Below are 22,233 nucleotides of genomic sequence, written 5' to 3'. Positions count from 1 at the left end.
GTAATACTAATAATACCCATATATCGACAGTATATAGCAAATGAAAACCTATACATTAAAAACCGTGTCGAAATCCGTCAGATTCGGTAGTATAATATTTGTCAATTTCTCCAACAATTTTCTCAACCATTCTTGCTATACTAATGTAAGTTCTGTAATATATTAAATAGTTCTCTATTACTAAACAACTTTAGGACTAGATACCAGATTTTTGTTGTCAGATTAAAATCTGACAATTTATTTTTTTTTAGAAGTTTTTATGACAAATTATTGAAAGCTGGAGGAAGGCATGGAAGAAACAATAAGTTTGAAAGAGTTATTTATTATTTTAAGAAAACGATTAGTTATGATCCTTGTAATTACGATTGGTGCAGCACTTGTAAGTGCGATCGTAAGTTTCTACTTTATAACGCCGATTTATCAGACTTCGACGCAAATTCTTGTTAACCAAAAGAAACAAGATGAGAAAATCATTCAGTATAACGAAGTGCAAACCAATGTGCAATTAACTAATACATATAAGATCATTGTAAAAAGCCCTGTAATTTTAGATAAGGTGAAGAGTGAATTAAAGTTAGGCATGTCTACTCAAGAGTTAAATGGGAAAATTAATGTAGAAAATGAGAAAGATTCACAAGTAATAGCTGTTACAGTTCAAGATAAAGATGTAAAACTAGCTCGTGATATCGCAAATACAACAGCGGAAATATTCAAAAGTGAAATTGCAAAAATTATGAGTATTGATAACGTAACGATCTTATCAAAAGCAGAAGTAGCAGAAGGCCAGTCACCAATCAAACCAAATAAAAAGCTAAATATAGCAATTGCATTTGTTGTTGGATTAATGGCTTCTGTTGGACTAGCATTCCTACTAGAATACTTAGATAACACGCTGAAAAAAGAAGAAGATATTGAAAAACTACTTGGCGTACCTGTTCTTGGTGTCGTTTCTCATATGGAGGAAGATGGCACAAAGAGCAATAGTTTATCAGCAACGAAGAGAGTAGGGGGTCATACAATTGGTTCTTAAGAAAAAAATATTACGTGCTCGCCGTCAGCTGATTGCATATGAACAACCAAAATCATCTGTGTCAGAGCAATACCGAAATATACGAACAAATATTGAATTTGCATCTGTTGATAAGAAGATTCGTTCTCTTATCGTAACATCTGCGAATCAAAGTGAAGGAAAGACAACAACGGCTGCTAATATTGCAGTTGTTTTCGCACAACAAGGTAAGAAAGTATTACTTATCGATGCAGACTTACGTAAACCAGCATTACATCAAATGATGCAAGTGGATAATATATTTGGCTTAACAAGTGTATTAACACGTAGTAATACACTAGAAACATGTGTGACACAAACGAAAATCGATAATTTAACATTTTTACCATGTGGTCCAATCCCACCAAATCCAGCGGAATTACTGGGTGCAAGCTCGATGAAAGATTTACTTTCAGAAGCTTTTGGCACGTATGACCTTGTCATTTTTGACACATCACCAATCTTACCAGTTACAGATGCACAAATTATGGCAAATCAATGTGATGCTTCTGTACTTGTTATTCGAAGTGGTGTAACAGAAAAAGAGGCGGCACTTAAAGCAAAACAATCATTAGATAGCGCAAAAGGTACATTACTTGGCGTTGTCTTAAACGATAAAGAACAAAATGGATCCGAATATTACTATTACGGTTCTAACTAAATGCAAAAGAAGGAAAGGTGAACATTCATCTTTTCTTCTTATATTCAGTATGTGAAGAATATGTGGAGAGAGGATGAAATAGAATGATTGATTTACATTGTCATATCTTGCCTAATGTCGATGATGGAGCACAATCAATCGAAGACAGCATTGCAATGGCAAAGGCAGCATGCGAAGAAGGAATTCATACAATCGTTGCTACTCCTCATCACCAAAATGGGGTTTATATGAATCTAGCAGAAAGCATTCTTCATCAGGTAAAGCAGTTAAATGAAAGATTAAAAGAAGAGGATATCAATTTAACCATTTTACCTGGTCAAGAAATCAGGTTGTACGGAGAGTTATTAGAAGACTATGATTTGGGACGTATTGTTACACTGAATCGTACTGATAAATATATATTAATTGAATTTCCAGCAAACCATGTCCCGCGCTATGCAGAAAAAATGTTATATGAATTACGTGTGAAAGGGATCACGCCGGTTATTGTTCATCCAGAACGGAATATGGAAATTATTGAACGACCCGATGTGTTGTATAAGCTCGTCAATCAAGGGGCACTAACACAAATTACCGCAGGAAGCGTCACAGGGAAGTTCGGAAAGAAAATCAAGAAGGTTTCATTGCAACTTATTGAGCATCATTTAACACATGTCATATCATCAGATGCTCATAACACAACAACGCGCTCCTTTCACTTGCAAGCTGCGTATGAAACAGTAGGGAAAACATTTGGGAGTTCTACATTGTGTTACTTCAAGGAAAATACATATGAACTAATAAGTGGAAAAATGATTTATCGAGAAGAGCCTGAGAAAATAAGACGAAAAAAAATATTCGGTCTCTTTTAAAGAGAAAACAACTTGGTGATGCCTCCTAACCAATATCAATGGAGACACTCGGCTATGCTGTGGGTAGAGTAAATTTCTACCTTAGACGCGTTTGTTGTCAAAAGCATGATGTGAGGTAGGGTTAGATGCCCATAATTGAAACTCTACCTATGGAGTTATAAATATGGCTCTATAGATAGGTTTTTTCATTATTACTACATATGTATATACGAAAAAAATGTTTGGGGGTACTGATTTGAAAAAAGTAAGGAAAGCAATTATTCCAGCTGCTGGACTGGGAACAAGATTTTTACCAGCGACGAAAGCGATGCCGAAAGAAATGTTACCTATCGTTGATAAACCGACGATTCAGTACATTGTAGAAGAAGCAATTGAATCTGGCATTGAAGATATTATTATTGTAACTGGAAAAGGAAAACGTGCAATTGAAGATCATTTTGATCATTCTTTTGAACTGGAACAAAACCTTTTAGAAAAAGGTAAATATGAAATGCTTGAAAAAGTACAAGCATCTTCAAAGATTAATATTCATTACATAAGACAAAAAGAACCAAAAGGATTAGGTCACGCAGTATGGTGTGCTCGTAAATTTATTGGGAATGAGCCATTTGCAGTATTACTTGGTGATGATATCGTACAAGCTGATACGCCATGTTTACGTCAGTTGATGAATGAGTACGAGGCAACGCATTCGTCTGTAATTGGTGTGCAAACAGTACCCGAAAATGAAACGCATCGTTATGGAATTATTGATCCAATCACGCAAAATGGTCGTCAATATCAGGTGAGCCGATTTGTTGAAAAACCAGCACAGGGAACAGCACCATCTAATTTAGCAATTATGGGGCGTTACGTATTAACACCAGAAATCTTCATGTTCCTTGAAGACCAACAAACAGGTGCAGGTGGAGAAATTCAATTAACAGATGCGATTCAACGTTTAAATGAAATTCAACGTGTGTTTGCATATGATTTTGAAGGTACTCGATATGATGTTGGGGAAAAATTCGGATTTATTAAAACAACGATTGAAATGGCACTTCAAAATGAAGAGTTGAAATTAGATTTAATGAAATATATAGAGGGACTTGTAAAAAAGGAAGAGGTACATTCATAAGCGAATGTACCTTTTTATTATAAATAAGATACTAATTATATAAAGAAGGGAACATATATATTGAGTTATCAAAAACGGCTCTCATTATTAATTTTATTAGATTCATTTATCGTATTAACCGCCGTGTATTTAAGTTATTGGTTCGTACATCCTAATGTATTAAACAAAATTCCTACGACAGTAATTATTAGTTCTATTACATTATTGTGTAGCCATCATATTTTTGCAGCTATTTATAGGCTTTATAATAAGGCATGGGAATATGCAAGTGTTGGAGAATTAATACAAATATTTAAAGCAATTACACTTTCTATTATTGTAACAGCAATTGTTCAACAAATAATAAATCATGATATTTATGTTCGAATTTTAGCAATCGCATGGATGTTACATTTATTATTAATTGGTGGTTCTCGCTTTGTATGGCGTATGTTTCGCGATACATATATTACGAAAGCTACAGATAAAAAACGAACATTGATTATCGGTGCTGGTTCAGCGGGAACTATGGTAGTAAGACAATTGCAACATAATAAAGAAGCGGATCTATATCCAATTGCGTTTGTTGATGATGATAGAAATAAACAAAAATTGGAGATTTATAATGTGCCGGTTGTTGGTACAACAAATCATATTCAAGAGATTGTGGAAGATAATGATATAGAGCATATCATTATTGCTATTCCATCTTTAAATAGAAATCAAATAAACGAAATTTTTGAGAAGTGTACAAAAACGAAAGCAAAAACGCAAATTGTACCAATGCTTGAAGATCTTTTAGATGGCAAAGTTTCTGTTAATGAATTTCGAGATGTACAAGTGGAAGATTTATTAGGTAGGGAGCCAATTCAATTAGATGACGCGGGCATCGGGGAAAAGATTGCAGGTAAAACGATTTTAGTAACGGGTGCGGGCGGATCAATTGGATCAGAAATTTGTCGTCAAGTGATGAAGTATAATCCTGCAAAAATTGTTCTTTTAGGACATGGTGAAAATAGCATTTATACTATTGAAATGGAAATGCGAGTTACTTATAAAGATGCAGTGGAAATTACGATAGAAATTGCTGATATTCAAGATCGACATAAAATCTTTGAAATAATGAACAAGCATCAACCATATATCGTATATCATGCAGCTGCACATAAGCATGTACCTTTAATGGAACGTAATCCTGAAGAGGCTGTAAAAAATAATATTTTTGGTACGAAAAATGTAGCAGAAGCGGCTGATACATTTAAAGTAAATACGTTCGTAATGGTTTCTACAGATAAAGCGGTAAATCCGACGAATGTAATGGGAGCTACAAAACGATTTGCGGAAATGATTGTCCAACATATGGCATCCATTAGTACTGGTACACGTTTTGTTGCAGTTAGATTCGGTAATGTTCTTGGAAGTAGAGGAAGTGTAATCCCATTATTCAAGAAACAAATTCAAAAAGGTGGACCTGTAACAGTTACTCACCCTGATATGATTCGTTACTTTATGACAATACCGGAAGCTTCAAGATTAGTTATTCAGGCTGGAACACTAGCTAGAGGTGGAGAATTGTTCGTACTAGATATGGGAGACCCAGTAAAGATTGTTGATTTAGCTAAAAATTTAATTACTCTTTCAGGGTATTCAATTGAGGAAATTGGAATTGAATTTACTGGATTAAGACCAGGTGAAAAAATGTATGAAGAGTTATTAAATGAAGGTGAAATTCATCCGGAGCAAATATTCCCTAAGATTCATATAGGAAAAGCTGTTTTAATGGATCAAGAGGTTTTAAGACAGTTTATGAATGATTTTGAGGAAATTAGTAAAGAGGAAATAAGAGAACGATTATTAGATATTGCCAATAATAAAGTTAATTTTAAACATTAATTTAAGGGAAGGAAGTTTTTTAAATGGGAGACAGAATATTTCTTTCATCACCACATATGAGTGATGAAGGTTATGAAATGCATTATGTTAAGGAAGCTTTCGATACAAATTGGATTGCACCACTTGGGGGAAATGTGAATGGATTCGAAAAAGAATTAGCTATGAAAGTGGGATCTAAGGCAGCGGCAGCACTATCTTCTGGAACAGCTGCAATTCATCTGGCCCTAAAAGCAGCGGAAGTAGGGGAAGTAGGGGAGGGGGATGTTGTTTTTTGTCAAACACTTACATTCTCAGCTACTGCAAATCCTATTATTTATCAAAATGCTACTCCTGTCTTTATAGATAGTGATTATGAAACTTGGAATATGTGCCCTAAAGCATTGGAAGAGGCATTCGAAAAATATCCAAACGTAAGAGCAGTTATAGTGGTTCATCTTTATGGGCTTTCTGCAGATATGGATAAGATCGTTGAACTTTGTAAAAAGTACGGTGTTACTTTAATTGAAGATGCAGCGGAGTCTTTAGGTACTTACTATAAAGGTAAGCATACTGGAAGTTTTGGAGATTATGGTATTTTCTCTTTTAACGGAAATAAGATTATTACTACTTCTGGTGGCGGTATGCTCGTTTCTAATGATAAGGAACGAATTTCAAAAGTAAGATTTTGGGCTACTCAAAGCAGAGATCAAGCAAGACATTATCAACATAGTGAATTAGGCTTTAACTATCGTATGAGTAATGTAGTTGCCGGAATTGGTAGAGGGCAGCTTAAAGTATTAGAGCAGAGAGTTCAGAAGAAAAGATACATATTCGATTTTTATAAGGGAAAATTAGGAAATCTTGAAGGTATTGAGTTTATGCCTAGCAATGATTGGAATGAACCAAACTATTGGCTAAGTTCTATGACTTTGAATGGTAAGATTCGACCAATCGATGTGATGGAAGCTCTTGAAAAGGAAAACATTGAATCTAGACCAGTTTGGAAACCGATGCACTTGCAACCATTCTTTGAGAAGTATGATTTTGTTGGAACAGGTGTAGCAGAGAAGTTATTTGAGAAGGGTGTTTGCTTACCAAGTGATACGAAAATGACGGATGAAGATTTAGATAGAATCGTGAAAATTATTAAAGGATTGTGGTTAGCATAATGAGGAGCTCTAAAGGTAGCGCCTATAGAAAGTTTATAAAAAGACTAATGGATTTTATGCTGTCTTTAATTGCTATTATAGTGCTTAGTCCGGTATTTCTTATAGTAGCTTTTCTCGTGAAAACAAAGTTAGGCAGTCCAGTGTTATTTAAACAAGAGCGACCAGGATTGCATGGGAACATTTTTAAAATGTATAAATTTAGAACAATGACAGATGAAAAAGATGAAAATAGTGAGCTGTTACCTGATAGTGTAAGACTTACTAAGTTCGGTAAATTTTTACGCTCGACATCACTTGATGAGTTACCAGGTCTGTTTAATATTTTTAAAGGTGATATGTCAATTATAGGACCTAGGCCTTTATTAGTTCAGTACCTACCGTTATATAATGAACATCAAAAGCGCCGTCATGAAGTTAGGCCAGGATTATCAGGTTTAGCACAAGTTAACGGTCGGAATGCTATTAGTTGGGAAGACAAATTTAATTACGATGTAGAATATGTAGACAATGTAAGTTTTATTACAGATTGGAAAATTATATTTTTAACTCTCAAGAAAGTCTTTATTAGAGAAGGGATTAATTCAGAAACTGCAGCTACTATGGAACCATTTAAGGGGAGCAGTAAAGGAAGGGTGGAGTTATGAAAAAAAAACTCCTTATAATAGGTGCTGGCGGACACGGAAAAGTTATAGCTGATATTGCATTAAAAATGAATAAATGGAAATATATTGCCTTTCTCGATGATAATGATGGTGTAAAAACTTCAATGGGAATAGAAATAATTGATAAATCAACAAGAGTTTCGGAATATATAAAAGATTATGATATTTTTGTGGGCATTGGCAATAATGTCATACGAGAAAAGCTTCAAGGACAACTTGAAGCTTTTGGAGCCAGTATACCAATATTAGTCTATCCTAATGCAATTGTTGGCGAACAAGTTCAACTAGGGACAGGATCAGTTGTTATGGCCGGTGTTGTGATAAACTGTTGTACTAATATTGGAAAAGGGTGCATTATTAATACCGCATCTACAATAGATCACGATAACATAATTGAGGATTATGTCCATATATCACCAGGTGCACATTTAGCTGGTACCGTTAAAATAGGCAGGGGTACTTGGTTAGGTATTGGAAGCATAATAAGTAACAATATTAGTATTACTAACCAGTGTAAAATTGGTGCAGGGGCTGTTATTGTTAAAAATATAATTAAAACTGGAACTTATATCGGAGTTCCTGCTAGGAGAGTAGTTTAATGAAAAAAGTACTTATATTAGCAAACAATGATGTTGGTCTATATAAGTTTAGAAAAGAATTAATAAAAGAATTGCTTGAAAAATACGAGGTATATATATCACTTCCTGATGGCGAATTTATTAATGAATTAAAAGAGATGGGGTGTAAATTTATTAATACACCTATTAGCAGAAGAGGGACCAACCCAATAACTGATTTGAAATTAATATACAATTATTGGGAAATTATTAATAAGGTCAAACCTGATGTTGTTTTAACGTATACAATCAAACCTAATATTTATGGTGGATTAATGTGTCGAGTTAATAGGATTCCTTATATAGCTAATATTACGGGGTTGGGTACAGCTGTAGAAAATCATGGAGCACTCCAACGAATTACTTTATTTTTGTATAAAATGGCACTAAAAAAAGCAAAATGTGTATTTTTCCAAAATAAAGAAAATGAAAGCTTTATAAATGAAAGAATTTTTATTAGTAATTATAAATTATTACCTGGATCAGGGGTTAACCTTGAACAATATTCAGTGTTAGATTATCCATCAACGGAGACAGTAAACTTTCTATTTATTGCGCGTGTAATGAAAGAGAAGGGGATTGATCAATATTTAGATGCGGCTAAATATATAAGAGAGAAATATCCAAATACTGTATTCCATATTTTAGGATTTTATGAAGACGAATATGAAGAAAAATTAAAGATAATGCATGAGAAAGGGATAATTCAATATCATGGAATGCAAAGTGATGTCAAAGAGTTTCATAAACTTTCTCATTGTACTATTCATCCTACATATTATCCTGAAGGTATGTCTAATGTATTGCTTGAAAGTGCTGCTTGTGGAAGACCTATCATTACAACTGATAGAAGTGGTTGCCGAGAAATTGTTGAACATGGAGAAAATGGCTTAATTGTTAAGCAACAAAACAGTCAAGATTTAATAGAAAAAATAGAGAGCTTTTTAGGTATGGAGTGGCAAGATAAAGAGAAAATGGGGTTAGCTGGTAGAAAAAAAGTAGAAAAAGAATTTGATAGAAATATTGTTCTAAACGCTTATGTAGAAGTAATAAATAAAATATTTAATAATGTACAGAAATGATTATAAATAAGAGGGTTATATGATATTATGACTAATTCTAAGTCTATGTTACTTAAAGTTATATCGGTTTTTATGGGATCAGCATTTTTTATGGCAGCACAATTTTTAATAATAATCATATTGGCAAGATTAGGTGATGCTAAAGTTGTTGGAGAATTTGGGTTAATGCTAGCAATTACAGGTCCAGTATACATGTTTTTTACAATGCAAATTAGAAATAAAGTTACCAGTGAAGATAGTAATTTATCTTCTTATATTGAAATTGTAATTTTAAATGTAGTATTGGGAACTATAGCATCATTAGTTATTTGCTTTGTTACAAATGCTAGTTCTAACGTAACACAATTGGTTTTAGTTTACTTGCTAGCAAAAAATGTACAATTAGTTTCAGAATTAGTTTATGGATTTTTACAACAACAAGAAAAGCTTCATGAAGTAGGATTTTCAAATTTTATAAAAGGTATTTCATCAACCTTTTTATTCTTTATTTTTTATTATTTAACAAGAGACATTTTATTGGCAACTTTTAGTATAGGCTTGTCGTGGCTGTTTATACTTTTAATATATGATATCCCCAAAATCAATATTAATAGGAAAAAAAATATTAAAGATTACTTGAGATTACCTAATGATATTAAAAAGATTAGTTATTTATATAGGGCTTTATTGCCTTTAGGGATCATTTCTCTTTTATACTCATTAAATACAAATATAACTAGGTATTTTATTACTTATTATATGGATACAGAAAAGTTGGGATACTTCACAGCCCTTTCATATTTAATGATAGCTGGAAATACTCTTGTTGGTGCAATAGGGCAATCTTTTTGCAATAGGTTATCTCGTTATAGTAATCGAGAATCAAAGAGTGATTTTAATAAATTATTTAACAAATTAGTTGCCTTCGGTGTGATGTTAGGCCTGTTAAGTACGTTATTGACTTTTTATCTTGGAGAGTTGTTATTGTACATTCTTTTTGGACCGGAGTATATTGAATACTCTTCACTTTTAACCATTTTAATGGCAGCGACTATTTTTAGATATCCTGCTGAATTTATGGGGTACGCAACTATTGCAACTAAGACCTATAAGAATGAGTTACCTCAACTTATTTTTATGTTAATTGCCACATGTATTTGTTCGTTTTTATTAATACCTATATGGGGATTATATGGTGCCGCTATTACTTTACTTGTGGGCTCTTGTATTACTGCAATTGGAAGATTTGCAATAATTTTAAGGGTGAATAAAGTAAATGAAAGGAAAGGAAAGTAAGTTATGAAACACAACAACATGGGTAAGGTTGGAAATTTAATTTCATTACCACTACTAATTAATGTATTACTCGTAATCTTTTTTTCGATTTTTTGTTCAATATCATTTTTGTTCTTAAGCACGAATGAAATATTGACTGTAATTCCTATTGCAATTACAGCTTTATTTATAATTCGAAGAATAGTATTAATAATTTTTCATAAGGTGCCCACTTTGGATATTTGGGCTGTTTTTACTTATACTTCGATATTAATTTTTATTTATTCCCCATTGTACCATTTGATAACTCGTCAACCAATCGCAAATAATTTACCATCTAATTTTACTAGTCTAATCACTTTTATCGCTTGGACTTCGTTACCGATAATACCGTTGTTTTTTTTAGGAAGTTATATTAGAAAAAAGATTAGATGGGGAGCGAAAAAAGAAAATTTTAATAACGGAGAAATAAAGGTACCTAATATTTCTTTACTCGCCCTTCTTTATATACTAGTTGGTTTTAGTGCAAATATGGTTATAGAATCAGGAGTAGGTTTAGGGGTATTAACTGGGACCCTTTATGTTCTAAATGATTTTTTTAGTGTAGGGTTAATATTTTTATATTTTAATTGGGCTAGTAAGGTTCCTAAGCAAGGCAAAGCTGTAAAATTTTTAGGAATAGTATATTTACTAGTTATTGTAGTCTTGATTTCACTATTTAATTTAGATAGAGGAAGCCGATTTTTTATTTTGATCTATTCATTTTGGGGATTGCATATCTATATAAATTATTTAAATAAAAAGTTTAATATCACAAAACTGATAATAATTACACTTGTATTAATACCATTGCTTACACAATATAAGTTATTCAAATATGCAGAATATGATACGAATTATCTTGTAGATAGTAATTATCGAAATTCTATTCAAAATCAATATGAGCAGTTGACGCCTGGTTACACAATTGCTACAGATTTGGGGCGATATTATATTTGGATGTTATATTATCAAGAATTACAACCAAACGGTAATATTGATTACCAGTATGGAAAAACTTATGTTGATGCTATTTTAACTATGTTACCTAGTTGGATTGTACCAAATAAACCCCCAGGAATGATTGCTCTGTCCCATGATGCAGAATCTGGTAGAGGATTTTATGAGCAATATAGACCTACTACGGCAAAAATAGGAGGATTCTGGGCTGAAAGTTATGTAAACTTTGGATTACTAGGGATATGGACTTTAGCAATTATATTTGGCTATTTTTTAGAAGTCATTAATGAAGTAATAAATAGAAATAAACTGGGGAGTATTACACCAATTGTATCTGGCTTGTTAGTGACATTTGGTGCAGAATTTTTGTTACACGATTCAAGATTAATATTATGGCATGTTACAAAGGATTTAGTTTTAATTCTTCCATTAGTAATATATATGAAATTTAGGAAAAAAGAGGTTTAGTATATGAAAATAATTTTCGCTATAAGTTCACAATACTATGAAAATCAAGATGGGATTTGGACAACGACATCATATAATAATACGATGTGGGATGAATATCTTAAAAGTTTTGATGAAATCTTTGTTCTAGCTCCACTAAAAAAAGTAACTACACTCCCAATTGGATGTAAAAAGGCTGATAATAAAAGGATAAAGTTTATCGATTCATCTGCTATTAAGAAAAAAGATGCAATTGGTATAGTAAAAATGAGAAATAAGATTCATTTGTTAGTTAAATCGTTAGATGGTGGAATATTGCATAGTCCATCATTTGAAGCGGAGTTTGCGTTTAGTGCCTTAAAAAAGTATAAAAAGCCTTATGTTGTTGAAAGTAGAGGAGAGCAATCGATGCATGAAGGCTTTTTAAAAGCTAGGGGTATTCCTTTTGCTAAGGTTGTGAAACAAATTTTTCTAAAGATGCACATGAAACATCTTGAAAGCGCATATGGGTGTATTTATGTTTCTAACACTTTAAAAGAAAGATATGCGCCGAAAAATAAAATTAAAGCAGCAGTAATAAGTGATTTAAGATTGCCGGATTCTTTTATAAAAAAATCAAGGGTTTGGGAACAACAGTCAGAACCTTTTAAAATAATTAATGTAGGTAATTTAAGTCCCTATAAGGATCAAAAGACTTTAATAAAAGCGCTTCATTTCATTGTAAAAAACTTTAATTATAATATCCAATTAAATATAGTTGGGAAAGGTCCACTTGAATCTGAATTAAAACAGTTTGTGAAAGATTTAGAAATAGAACAACATGTGAATTTTCATGGTTTTGTACCATGGGGCGAGGAACTTTTTAATTTATATGATCGAAATGATTTATTTGTCCTATCTTCTCTTACTGAGGGTATGCCTAGGGTAGTTCTTGAATCATTAGCTAGAGGACTACCGGTAGTATCAACAGAAGTTTCTGGGTCAATTGAAATTCTACCTAAAGAGTGTATAGCCCCTGTCGGTGATTATGAGGGATTAGCTAAAGCCATTACAAGATTAATGGAGTCTCCTTCTTTACTAAGTGAACTTTCCAGTTTAGGAATTAATGAGATTAAGAATTATAGAGAGAGCATCCTGAAGGAGAAGAAGATAAACTATTTTAATGAATTTAAAGAAGCTTTTAAGGTGGATGGGGATTGATGAAAGAGCCATTAGTTAGTGTTATAATACCAAGTTATAATCCAGGAAGGTTAATAGAATTTGCGGTAAAAAGTATAGAAAATCAAACGTACACAAATAAAGAAATTATTATTATAGATGATGGATCAACTGATGGAACGATTGAATGGTTAGAAAATAATAAGAAAAGATTTAAATATGTTACTCAGAAAAATAGTGGGGCTTCTAGCGCAAGGAACAAGGGAGTCAGTGTTGCTAATGGGGCTTTTGTTGCTTTTCTTGATGCCGATGATATTTGGTTTCCTAATAAACTCGAAAAACAAATGGGAATTTTCAAAGAAGAAAAAGACATTTCTTTTGTATTCTCAAATGGCCTGATAATACATGATGATATTGAAACTGATAGTATAATTTCGGAGAATCATGAAAAAGTATTTGATTTATACACTTTACCCCCAAGAGTAATAGATTTTGATTGGAATTTTCGTATCCATTCAGTACCTACAAGTAGCCTTCTTGTAAGAAAAGATGATTTTCTGAAAGTAGGGGGATTTCCAACCTTAGTTCAAGGGGAGGATTTCGCTCTACTACAATTATTACTAACTTATAATAAAGGTTATGCTTTTGCTGAGCCTTTAATGTGCTATAGAAGACATCAGAATAATACAAGTTCATCTATACAAAAGGTATCTATGAAAAAAAGACTAGGAAAGATTTTAAATAAGGATTTAGCAAGAATTACATTATTCAATATTTTGAAAGAAAATAATCATCCAATACCAAAAATTATTAATAAATATAGGATTTATCCAGTTCCTTTTAGAATGCTTGCATTGTTTATTTGGAGATTGAAATATGGGGCAAATAAAAATAAAGTAAAACAGGATATTATTAATTATCTAATGGGGAGGGCTTGAAAAAATTGAGAGGAAGAGAGAAAGCAAAAAAACTCCAAATTTTACTAAAAATAATGGTGGGTATTTGGAATTTATTCCCACGGAAGATATTGTATTCTTTATTAGGGTTAAATCGAAATTTACCAGGATATTTAGGTTTAGGGATAAGATATACTATATTTAAAGTTTTATGCAAATCTTGTGGAGATAATGTTTTAATTAAACCTGGAGTATATTTCTTTAAGTTAGAAAATTTAGTAGTAGGGGATAATGTTAGCTTCCATCCTCTATGTTACATTGACGCTACTGGTGGAGTAGAAATAAAAAAGGATGTTTCAATTGCACATAATTGTACAATTGTATCTTTTGAACATGATTATACTTCGGGGACTGTATATAGGGATAATCCAGTAATTCCAAAATCTATTAGTATAGGTTCTAATGTCTGGTTAGGGGCAGGAGTAAGAGTCTTATCGGGAACGATTATTGAGGATAATGTTGTTATTGGCGCGGGTTCAATTGTTAAGGGGAGGGCAACTAAGAATTCGTTATATGCTGGAGTGCCTGCAAAAAAAATAAAAGGGATTTAGTTCTATTTTATTTGGGTACTAAGTTAAGAAATTATTTTAGTTAGTTTTTAAAAGGAAATGAATATCAAATTAAGTTATTAATATAAGGTAGTATGGTGCTTGTCTCTTCTATATTATTGAGGGATATAGAATTGTGAATTAAGATATGAAGAGGAAGGTAAATATGTACAAAATAGCAGTAGCAGGAACAGGGTATGTTGGTCTGGTAGCAGGTGTATGTTTTGCTGAGGTTGGTCATCAAGTAACTTGCGTTGATATTGATGAGAAAAAAGTTGAATTAATGAAATCAGGTGTTTCACCAATTTATGAATCTGATTTAGAGGGTTTAATGCAGAAAAATTATGCTGCTGGAAGAATTAATTATACAACGGATTACAAGTCAGCATATAAAGATGCAGATGCAATTTTCATTGGTGTAGGAACTCCTGAACAAGCTGATGGTTCTGCAAACCTTTCATATATTGCAACCGTTGCAAAACAAATTGCTGAAAGTGTAGAAAAGGATTGCCTTATTGTTGTAAAATCAACCGTTCCAATTGGAACAAATGACAAAGTAGAGCAGTTTATTCAGGACTTTTTAGTTAATGATGTGAAAGTAGAAGTGGCATCAAATCCAGAATTTTTAGCTCAAGGATCTGCGGTTCATGATACGCTATATGCAGAAAGAATTGTTATTGGTACAGAAAGTAAATGGGCTGAAAAAGTGTTAATGGATCTGTATAAACCATTCCATTTACCTATCGTTTCAGTAAATAGAAGATCAGCAGAGATGATTAAATATGCTTCTAATGATTTCCTAGCTCTTAAGATTTCTTATATGAATGATATTGCTAATCTTTGTGAGTTAGTTGGTGCGGATATTCAAGATGTTGCAAAAGGTATGAGCTTTGATGAGCGTATTGGAAGCAAATTTTTAAATGCAGGTATTGGGTTTGGAGGATCATGCTTCCCTAAAGATACTAAAGCATTAGAGTACTTAGCGAGACAAAACGGTTATGAATTAAGAACGATAAAAGCTGCCATTGATGTAAATAAAGATCAAAAGACTCTATTATACAAAAAAGCGAGTCAAAGATTAATTACTTTTAACGGTCTTAAAGTGGTGGTATTAGGATTGACATTTAAACCTGGTACAGATGATTTAAGAGAAGCTGCATCTTTTGAAAATATTCCTCTACTGTTAGAGCAAGGCGCAGATATTTATGCATTTGATCCAGTAGGTGCGAATAACTTTGCTAAAGTGTATCCAGAGGGAAAAAATAAGAACGGTAATATCACATATGCTACGGATATTGAACAAGCTTTAGAAGGTGCAAACGTCTGCTTTATTTTCACAGAATGGGGAGAAGTGAAGGCATTAACTCCAGAAATTTATAAAACATTAATGCGAACACCTCTAATTTATGATGGTAGAAACATTTATGATGTGCAAGCAATGCAAGAAGCAGGCATAGAATATCATTCTATTGGTAGAAAATCAACAAGTAGAGATCGCATGAAGGAGTTGAATAACAGTGATTTACAAGCCTCTAGATAAAAATAAAATATACCTTATTACTGGAGCCGCTGGTTTTGTAGGATACTTCTTATCTAAAAAATTACTAGAGCAAGGTTGCAAAGTAATAGGTGTTGATAATATAAATGATTATTATGATGTGAATCTTAAATATGCTCGTTTGGAGCAACTTAAGCCATATGAGAAATTTACCTTCATTAAAGGGGATATTTCTGATAAGGATATGATTACTAAGATCTTTGAAGAGTACAAGCCAAATATTGTAGTGAATTTAGCTGCACAAGCTGGCGTGAGATATTCAATTGAAAATCCAGATGTATATATTCAAAGTAATATTATTGGTTTTTATAATATTCTCGAAGCATGTAGATATTACCCAGTCGATCATCTTGTATATGCATCATCTAGTTCCGTTTATGGAGCAAATAAAAAGGTTCCTTTTGAGGAAACAGATTTTGTAGATAATCCAGTATCACTTTATGCATCTACTAAGAAATCAAATGAACTAATGGCTCATACGTATAGTCATTTGTATAAAATTCCTGCTACTGGACTTCGTTTCTTTACGGTGTACGGTCCTATGGGACGTCCGGATATGGCTTACTTTGGATTTACTGATAAGTATTTTGCTGGGGAGTCAATCAAGATATTTAATAATGGTGATTTTGAAAATGACCTATATCGTGATTTTACTTATATAGATGATATTGTTGAGGGAATTCAACGTCTTTTAAGTAATCCACCTAAAGGTGATGTTGAACATAAAGTATTCAATATTGGAAACAATAACCCTGAAAAATTAATGGTGTTTATTGAAACATTAGAGAAAGTACTAGGTAAAGCTTTAGGAAGGGAAGTGGCATTTGAAAAGGTGTTTGAGCCTATTAAACCAGGAGATGTACCAGCTACTTATGCATCAACTGATTTATTACAGAAGGCTGTAGATTTTAAACCTGAAACTTCTATAGAAAAAGGCTTACAGGAGTTTGCTAATTGGTATGTAGAGTATTATAAAGTGAAATAATATTGATTATGCTTTTGGGAAAGAAAAATCCATCAAAGGTTTAGGTTACTTAAGATAGAATATACTTTGATATAATGGTTATAGAATTTCATTCTTAGTATAAGAGACTAAATTGATACTTTTATTATCTGGATATTTATTCAGAATGATGGAAAGAAGAGGTCTATAATAATGAAAAAGAAAATCTTATTTTGGATATTAGGAATCATAGGAGTATTAATTATAGGTGGAGGAGTCTACGCTTATAATATATATTCTTCTGTTTCAAAAACATTAGATGAAGTTCATGAACCTTTAAAGCGTGATCAAAATAATAAACAAGAAGAAAAAATCAATAAATCTGAACCTGTTTCAATCCTATTACTAGGTGCAGATGAACGCGGTGAAGATAAAGGACGTTCTGACTCTTTAATGGTTATTACTTTAAATCCGAAAAACAATTCTATGAAGACGTTAAGTATCCCTCGTGATACGTATACGGAAATTGTCGGTAAAGGAAAAAGTGATAAAATTAACCATGCTTATGCGTTTGGTGGAGTAGATATGTCTGTTGCAACAGTGGAGAAGTTCTTAAACATTCCAATTAATTACTATGTGGAAGTTAATATGGAAGGATTTAAGGATATTGTTGATGCGGTCGGTGGTGTAGATGTTAATAATGATTTAGAATTCTCACTTGAAGGAAAACACTTCCAAAAGGGTGATATTCATTTAACAGGTGATCAGGCTTTAGTATATACTCGTATGCGTAAAGAAGATCCACGCGGCGATTTCGGTCGTCAAATGCGTCAACGTCAAGTGATGCAAGCTGTTATTAAAAAGGGCGCAAATTTCTCTTCACTTACAAGTTATGGTGATGTATTAACAGCAATTCAAAAGAACGTGAAAACAAATTTAACGCAAGATCAAATGTTTGATATGCAAAAGAATTATAAAGATTGTTTACAAAATAGTGAAGATATTCAAATCTCAGGTGACGGACATAAAGCAGCTGATGGTATTTGGTACTACTATGTTCCAGAAGCAGCGAAAAAAGATTTAACGAATAAATTAAGAACATATCTAGAGTTAAAATAAGTAATAATAGGAATAAACCCGTCTCTTTTGGAAAGAGTCGGGTTTATTTTTTATGTTTTTATATTAGTATTATATAATGTAAGACTATTAGACGAGGTAAATCGATGAGTGAAAAAGCAATAACGATCCTTGTTATGTTCGTATTGTCTGTAGCTGCTATTGTAAGTGGTAAGATACACTGGAATAAAAAAGTTGCGAATGCAACAGCACAAACAGATGAAGTACAAACGACAAAGACTAAAGTAGAGAATACGAAGACGAAAAAGGAAGAAGAAAAGCAAGATGCAAAGGTATCTTTTAATGAAGCATATGCAAAGAATTTACCAGATGCAGTAAAAGAGAAATTAAAAAAAGCCGCAGCTGATAAGAAGGCAGTAAACATTGTTATTGTTGGTGATGAGGCTTTTTCACCTGCAAAGGATGCTTGGGTGTCTAAGTTTGTATCGAATTTAGATGCCAATTATGGAAAAGGTCTATGGAATGAGATGGTTAAGGAATACAAGAATGAAAGCACTGAGGAACTGATTACGAATAAACGTGCTCAAGATATTGCGAAAGAAAATCCAGATGTTATTTTATTTGAAGCACCGTTCATTACAGACAATAATAAAACGGGTAATGGAAATTCTGTCGCTAATGCACAAAAGTTTGTTGGAGAACTTTCTAGTAGTGCGAAAAATTATCCGAAAGCAATTGAAGCAAAATGGTTATGCATATATTGACCATTGGGAAGCGTGGCCAAATGCAACTACGAAGGAGATTTTACCGTACTTACAAGAGGAGTTCGGTTTCCCAGGTGCTAAAGGATATGAAATTTGGGCACAATATGTTACGGACTATTTTGTAGCTAAATAATATGCATAAATCAGAAGGTATACGTTAAATCGTATACCTTTTATAATAGGGAAGTAACTATAAGATTCTAACATATGAGCGGGAGGAAGAACATGAGTTCAATTTTAGTATGCGGTGGAGCTGGTTACATCGGTTCTCACGCTGTAAAAAAATTAATAGATGAAGGCCTATCTGTAGTAGTAGTTGATAATTTACAAACTGGGCATGAAGATGCGATTACAGAGGGTGCAAAGTTTTATAAAGGGGACCTTCGTGATAAAGGTTTTCTAAGAGATGTTTTTAAACAAGAAAATATTGAGGCGGTTATGCATTTTGCAGCTGATTCTTTAGTTGGCGTTAGTATGGAGAAACCGCTTCAATATTATAATAATAATGTGTACGGTGCACTTTGCTTGCTAGAAGTAATGGATGAGTTCAAAGTAGATAAATTTATCTTCTCTTCTACTGCAGCAACTTATGGTGAGGTAGATGTTGATCTTATTACTGAAGAGACGGTAACAAATCCAACGAATACGTATGGAGAGACGAAGTTAGCGATTGAAAAGATGCTTCATTGGTATAGCCAAGCTTCTAATTTAAAGTATAAGATTTTTAGATACTTTAATGTAGCTGGTGCAACGCCAAACGGTATTATTGGTGAAGATCACCGTCCTGAGACTCATCTTATTCCTTTAGTTTTACAAGTAGCTTTAGGACAACGTGAGAAGATTATGATGTTTGGTGAAGACTATAATACACCAGATGGTACTTGTATTCGTGATTATATTCATGTCGAAGATTTAGTAGCAGCTCATTTCCTTGGTCTTAAAGACTTACAAAAAGGCGGGGAAAGTGATTTCTATAACTTAGGAAATGGTAATGGTTTCAGTGTTAAAGAAATCGTTGAAGCTGTTCGTGAAGTTACGAATCATGAAATCCCAGCAGAAGTAGCACCAAGAAGAGCGGGAGATCCAGCACGTCTAGTTGCTTCTTCACAAAAGGCGAAAGAGAAATTAGGATGGAATCCACAGTATGTAGAGGTTAAAACAATTATTGAACACGCGTGGAATTGGCATCAGGAGAAACCTCATGGCTATGAGAAGTAAGTAGAAATGAAAAAGAGAGGGTATCGTCGTTCAATATATGTTCGACAATACCCTCTCTTTTTTTGTATGATTTTTGCTATACTAAACTGTACTATAATACAGGATGGAAGGAGGAGAATGATGAAAATACTTGTAGTTGATGATGAATCGAGTATTCGTAATTTGATTCGGATGCAGTTAGAAATGGAAGGGTATGAAGTACTGACGGCAGCTGATGGGAGAGAAGCTTTAGAGAGATGGAATGAGCAGCCGGATGTACTCATTTTAGATGTGATGCTTCCTGATACGGATGGGTATGAGTTATTACGTTTATTCCGAGAGAAGGATCGTGATATTCCAGTGCTTATGCTAACAGCGAAGAGTCAGATGAATGATAAATTGCTTGGTTTGCAGCTTGGTGCGGACGATTATGTGACGAAGCCTTTTAATTATGCGGAGCTTATTCTTCGTGTGAAAAATATGAGTCGGCGTGTGAGGAAGGAGGAAGTGTCTTCTACTCATGAGGTGATCCGAGCAGGAGAATTGGTAATTTGTCCAAAGGAAAGAAAGGTACATGTGAGTGGACAGGAAATTCAGTTAACGTATCGAGAGTTTAATTTATGTCAGTTGTTTGTTTCGAATCCTCAGCGTGTGTTTATGAGAGATGAGTTACTTGAGAAAGTATGGGGCTTTGAGTATATCGGAAATACGAGAGCGGTTGATATTATGGTGCAAAGACTTCGAAAGAAACTCGGGAATAGTGGGGAGTATATTAAGACGATTTATGGTGTTGGATATAAGCTTGATTGCTAAAAGGTGATGATATGTCTTTAAAACGAAATATGGTGTTTGGAATAGTTGGATTGTTGATTCCAATTCTTGTTCTTTTGTATGCAGTTGTGTATATTGCACTGGAGAAGAATGTGTATCATAATGCGGCAGATTCCTTAGAAAAATTAAGTGTAGAAGCCCAAATTTATACGATGAATTATTTAGAGAAGGAAGCAGAAGTGGAGACGCTAGGTCCTAATTCGCTATTAATTGCTTCATATTTGGCGAAGCGAATGGATGTCCGTGTGCAGATGATTGGGAAGAATGGAGACGTAGTTGCCGATACACAAAAAGGAGCATTACTTCATCGGAATATCGATATTGAGAGTTCTTTGAAGGGAAAGAAAGCTTATGTTTTCGAGGAAGGGGATCCGGCGCCCATTCTTTTGTTTTCAAGTCCGGTTTATTATGGAAACGATGTCATTGGGAGCATTCGTTTTATAAATGAGTTAACGGGTGAGAAGGAAGTTTTAACAAATGTGAGCTGGACGTTTTTAATGACGTCAATTTGCTTAGTAGCTGCGGGTATTTTCTTTGCGATTCGTTTAGCGAAGTCTCTTCATAAGCCGATTGATCAGTTAAGACAAATGGCACATAGACTTGCGAATGGGGATTATGAAAGTAAGATTGAGCTAAATGAGTATGTGGAAATTGCGCAGCTTTCAGCATCCTTTAATGCGATGGCTGATGGAATTGAACTACATATTAAGCAGCTGAAGGAAGAGAAAGAGAAACAGAAAGATTTCTTAGACCGGATTACACATGAGTTAAAAACACCGCTAACAGCAATTATCGGTTATGTTGATTTAATTCCGAAGTTACTATCGAAGGAAGATGTTCAGGAGAGTCTCCGTTATGTGGCTGTAGAAAGTGAGCGTCTATTATCACTTGTAGAGGAATTACTTAAGTCTTCAAAGTACGGGAAGAGTACGTTTGAAGTGTCACCTACAGTCGTGAATATAAAGGAATTGGCGGAAGAAGCAGTTTCGATTGTGAAACTCAGGTTGCGGCAGTTTGAAATTGAAGTTATGAATGAGTTAATGGAAGTACACGTCGTTGCGGATTTTGATAAGACGAAGCAAATTTTCTTGAATGTGCTTGATAATGCGATTAAATATAGTGATGCTACGCGAGTTCGTATGAATGTAATTATAAATGAGCAGGAAGCAAAGGTTTTTGTTCATGATGATGGTATTGGTATGGATGAAGGTGTGCTTGCAGAGTGGAATGAGTCTCCGGAAGGTAAGGTGCTTCCTTCTAGTTACGGGAATGGCTATGGTTTATACATTTGTCAGGAGATTATGAAGAAGCAAGGCGGGAGTATGCGAATTGAGAGTAGTGAAGAAATGGGAACTACAATATGTATGACATTTTTGCTCCCAAGACGGATGGAAGACATAAAAAACTTGAAAGCGGTTAAATGATACATTTATGAAACAATTA

The 22,233-nt window shown here is 33.5% G+C and carries 20 protein-coding genes and 1 pseudogene; all 21 read left to right on the top strand.

All coding sequences use genetic code 11. The features are described from left to right. The first annotated feature begins 289 nt into the window (after window positions 1-289). Window positions 290-1,030: a YveK family protein gene (locus MHI07_RS24760; protein ID WP_340826704.1), complete on the top strand. Its 741-nt coding sequence runs from the start codon at window positions 290-292 to the stop codon at window positions 1,028-1,030. Next, window positions 1,020-1,709, top strand: a complete 690-nt coding sequence (locus MHI07_RS24755) for a CpsD/CapB family tyrosine-protein kinase (protein WP_340826703.1) — start codon at window positions 1,020-1,022, stop codon at window positions 1,707-1,709. Before MHI07_RS24760 ends, MHI07_RS24755 begins: the two co-directional genes overlap by 11 nt. An 83-nt stretch (window positions 1,710-1,792) precedes the next feature. Next, window positions 1,793-2,560 carry a tyrosine-protein phosphatase gene (locus tag MHI07_RS24750; RefSeq protein ID WP_105589814.1) on the top strand — a complete coding sequence of 256 codons (768 nt, stop codon included), beginning with the start codon at window positions 1,793-1,795 and terminating at the stop codon, window positions 2,558-2,560. Between the two features lie 235 nt (window positions 2,561-2,795). Then, the gene (gene galU / locus MHI07_RS24745; RefSeq protein ID WP_340826702.1) at window positions 2,796-3,677 is read left to right on the top strand and encodes a UTP--glucose-1-phosphate uridylyltransferase GalU; all 882 of its coding nucleotides are present in this window, start codon (window positions 2,796-2,798) and stop codon (window positions 3,675-3,677) included. Between the two features lie 60 nt (window positions 3,678-3,737). Continuing rightward, window positions 3,738-5,549, top strand: a complete 1,812-nt coding sequence (locus tag MHI07_RS24740; RefSeq protein WP_340826700.1) for a polysaccharide biosynthesis protein — start codon at window positions 3,738-3,740, stop codon at window positions 5,547-5,549. A 23-nt stretch (window positions 5,550-5,572) separates the two neighbouring features. Then, on the top strand, window positions 5,573-6,697 hold the full coding sequence (locus MHI07_RS24735) for a DegT/DnrJ/EryC1/StrS family aminotransferase (RefSeq protein ID WP_340826699.1): 1,125 nt from the start codon (window positions 5,573-5,575) through the stop codon (window positions 6,695-6,697). Then, window positions 6,697-7,341 carry a sugar transferase gene (locus tag MHI07_RS24730; protein ID WP_105589810.1) on the top strand — a complete coding sequence of 215 codons (645 nt, stop codon included), beginning with the start codon at window positions 6,697-6,699 and terminating at the stop codon, window positions 7,339-7,341. Before MHI07_RS24735 ends, MHI07_RS24730 begins: the two co-directional genes overlap by 1 nt. Beyond that, entirely contained in the window at window positions 7,338-7,958 is a 621-nt protein-coding gene (locus MHI07_RS24725) for an acetyltransferase (RefSeq protein WP_340826698.1), read from the top strand. Before MHI07_RS24730 ends, MHI07_RS24725 begins: the two co-directional genes overlap by 4 nt. After that, window positions 7,958-9,058: a glycosyltransferase family 4 protein gene (locus tag MHI07_RS24720; RefSeq protein ID WP_105589808.1), complete on the top strand. Its 1,101-nt coding sequence runs from the start codon at window positions 7,958-7,960 to the stop codon at window positions 9,056-9,058. The genes MHI07_RS24725 and MHI07_RS24720 overlap by 1 nt, the downstream gene beginning before the upstream one ends. A gap of 27 nt (window positions 9,059-9,085) precedes the next feature. Continuing rightward, window positions 9,086-10,333, top strand: a complete 1,248-nt coding sequence (locus tag MHI07_RS24715) for an oligosaccharide flippase family protein (protein ID WP_340826697.1) — start codon at window positions 9,086-9,088, stop codon at window positions 10,331-10,333. Between the two features lie 18 nt (window positions 10,334-10,351). Beyond that, on the top strand, window positions 10,352-11,779 hold the full coding sequence (locus tag MHI07_RS24710) for a hypothetical protein (RefSeq protein WP_340826695.1): 1,428 nt from the start codon (window positions 10,352-10,354) through the stop codon (window positions 11,777-11,779). A 3-nt stretch (window positions 11,780-11,782) separates the two neighbouring features. Then, entirely contained in the window at window positions 11,783-12,958 is a 1,176-nt protein-coding gene (locus MHI07_RS24705) for a glycosyltransferase family 4 protein (protein WP_340826693.1), read from the top strand. Next, window positions 12,958-13,854 (top strand): glycosyltransferase family 2 protein, encoded by an 897-nt coding sequence (locus MHI07_RS24700; protein WP_105589804.1) that lies wholly within the window; start codon window positions 12,958-12,960, stop codon window positions 13,852-13,854. Before MHI07_RS24705 ends, MHI07_RS24700 begins: the two co-directional genes overlap by 1 nt. Continuing rightward, complete coding sequence (locus MHI07_RS24695; protein WP_105589803.1) at window positions 13,851-14,423, top strand: acyltransferase; 573 nt, start codon at window positions 13,851-13,853, stop codon at window positions 14,421-14,423. Before MHI07_RS24700 ends, MHI07_RS24695 begins: the two co-directional genes overlap by 4 nt. Before the next feature lie 163 nt (window positions 14,424-14,586). Then, a complete protein-coding gene (locus MHI07_RS24690) occupies window positions 14,587-15,960 on the top strand; it encodes a UDP-glucose dehydrogenase family protein (RefSeq protein WP_340826691.1) in 1,374 nt (457 codons plus the stop codon). Further along, the gene (locus tag MHI07_RS24685) at window positions 15,938-16,963 is read left to right on the top strand and encodes a GDP-mannose 4,6-dehydratase (protein ID WP_105589801.1); all 1,026 of its coding nucleotides are present in this window, start codon (window positions 15,938-15,940) and stop codon (window positions 16,961-16,963) included. The genes MHI07_RS24690 and MHI07_RS24685 overlap by 23 nt, the downstream gene beginning before the upstream one ends. Window positions 16,964-17,134: 171 nt before the next feature. After that, on the top strand, window positions 17,135-18,040 hold the full coding sequence (gene tagU / locus MHI07_RS24680; protein ID WP_105589800.1) for a polyisoprenyl-teichoic acid--peptidoglycan teichoic acid transferase TagU: 906 nt from the start codon (window positions 17,135-17,137) through the stop codon (window positions 18,038-18,040). 104 nt (window positions 18,041-18,144) lie between these two features. Further along, window positions 18,145-18,895: pseudogene (locus tag MHI07_RS24675) on the top strand (SGNH/GDSL hydrolase family protein). Between the two features lie 92 nt (window positions 18,896-18,987). After that, window positions 18,988-19,980 carry a UDP-glucose 4-epimerase GalE gene (galE, locus tag MHI07_RS24670; RefSeq protein WP_097808679.1) on the top strand — a complete coding sequence of 331 codons (993 nt, stop codon included), beginning with the start codon at window positions 18,988-18,990 and terminating at the stop codon, window positions 19,978-19,980. Between the two features lie 120 nt (window positions 19,981-20,100). Then, entirely contained in the window at window positions 20,101-20,772 is a 672-nt protein-coding gene (locus MHI07_RS24665; RefSeq protein WP_002191221.1) for a response regulator transcription factor, read from the top strand. Window positions 20,773-20,783: 11 nt separating this feature from the next. Further along, entirely contained in the window at window positions 20,784-22,214 is a 1,431-nt protein-coding gene (locus tag MHI07_RS24660) for a HAMP domain-containing sensor histidine kinase (RefSeq protein ID WP_340826690.1), read from the top strand. Window positions 22,215-22,233: the final 19 nt, after the last annotated feature.

Origin of the sequence: Bacillus sp. FSL H8-0545, from assembly GCF_038006105.1 — a bacterium.
GTDB classification, from domain to species: domain Bacteria; phylum Bacillota; class Bacilli; order Bacillales; family Bacillaceae_G; genus Bacillus_A; species Bacillus_A cereus_U.
This window is presented reverse-complemented; position numbering and strand designations above follow the sequence as displayed.

What these genes read in the sequence shown, in the direction of transcription:
- MHI07_RS24760 (WP_340826704.1), top strand. Translation starts at nt 290, where the DNA reads ATGGAAGAAACAATAAGTTTGAAAGAGTTATTTATTATTTTAAGAAAA.
- MHI07_RS24750 (WP_105589814.1), top strand. Translation starts at nt 1,793, where the DNA reads ATGATTGATTTACATTGTCATATCTTGCCTAATGTCGATGATGGAGCA.
- MHI07_RS24735 (WP_340826699.1), top strand. Translation starts at nt 5,573, where the DNA reads ATGGGAGACAGAATATTTCTTTCATCACCACATATGAGTGATGAAGGT.
- MHI07_RS24730 (WP_105589810.1), top strand. Translation starts at nt 6,697, where the DNA reads ATGAGGAGCTCTAAAGGTAGCGCCTATAGAAAGTTTATAAAAAGACTA.
- MHI07_RS24725 (WP_340826698.1), top strand. Translation starts at nt 7,338, where the DNA reads ATGAAAAAAAAACTCCTTATAATAGGTGCTGGCGGACACGGAAAAGTT.
- MHI07_RS24720 (WP_105589808.1), top strand. Translation starts at nt 7,958, where the DNA reads ATGAAAAAAGTACTTATATTAGCAAACAATGATGTTGGTCTATATAAG.
- MHI07_RS24715 (WP_340826697.1), top strand. Translation starts at nt 9,086, where the DNA reads ATGACTAATTCTAAGTCTATGTTACTTAAAGTTATATCGGTTTTTATG.
- MHI07_RS24710 (WP_340826695.1), top strand. Translation starts at nt 10,352, where the DNA reads ATGGGTAAGGTTGGAAATTTAATTTCATTACCACTACTAATTAATGTA.
- MHI07_RS24705 (WP_340826693.1), top strand. Translation starts at nt 11,783, where the DNA reads ATGAAAATAATTTTCGCTATAAGTTCACAATACTATGAAAATCAAGAT.
- MHI07_RS24700 (WP_105589804.1), top strand. Translation starts at nt 12,958, where the DNA reads ATGAAAGAGCCATTAGTTAGTGTTATAATACCAAGTTATAATCCAGGA.
- MHI07_RS24690 (WP_340826691.1), top strand. Translation starts at nt 14,587, where the DNA reads ATGTACAAAATAGCAGTAGCAGGAACAGGGTATGTTGGTCTGGTAGCA.
- tagU (WP_105589800.1), top strand. Translation starts at nt 17,135, where the DNA reads ATGAAAAAGAAAATCTTATTTTGGATATTAGGAATCATAGGAGTATTA.
- galE (WP_097808679.1), top strand. Translation starts at nt 18,988, where the DNA reads ATGAGTTCAATTTTAGTATGCGGTGGAGCTGGTTACATCGGTTCTCAC.
- MHI07_RS24665 (WP_002191221.1), top strand. Translation starts at nt 20,101, where the DNA reads ATGAAAATACTTGTAGTTGATGATGAATCGAGTATTCGTAATTTGATT.
- MHI07_RS24660 (WP_340826690.1), top strand. Translation starts at nt 20,784, where the DNA reads ATGTCTTTAAAACGAAATATGGTGTTTGGAATAGTTGGATTGTTGATT.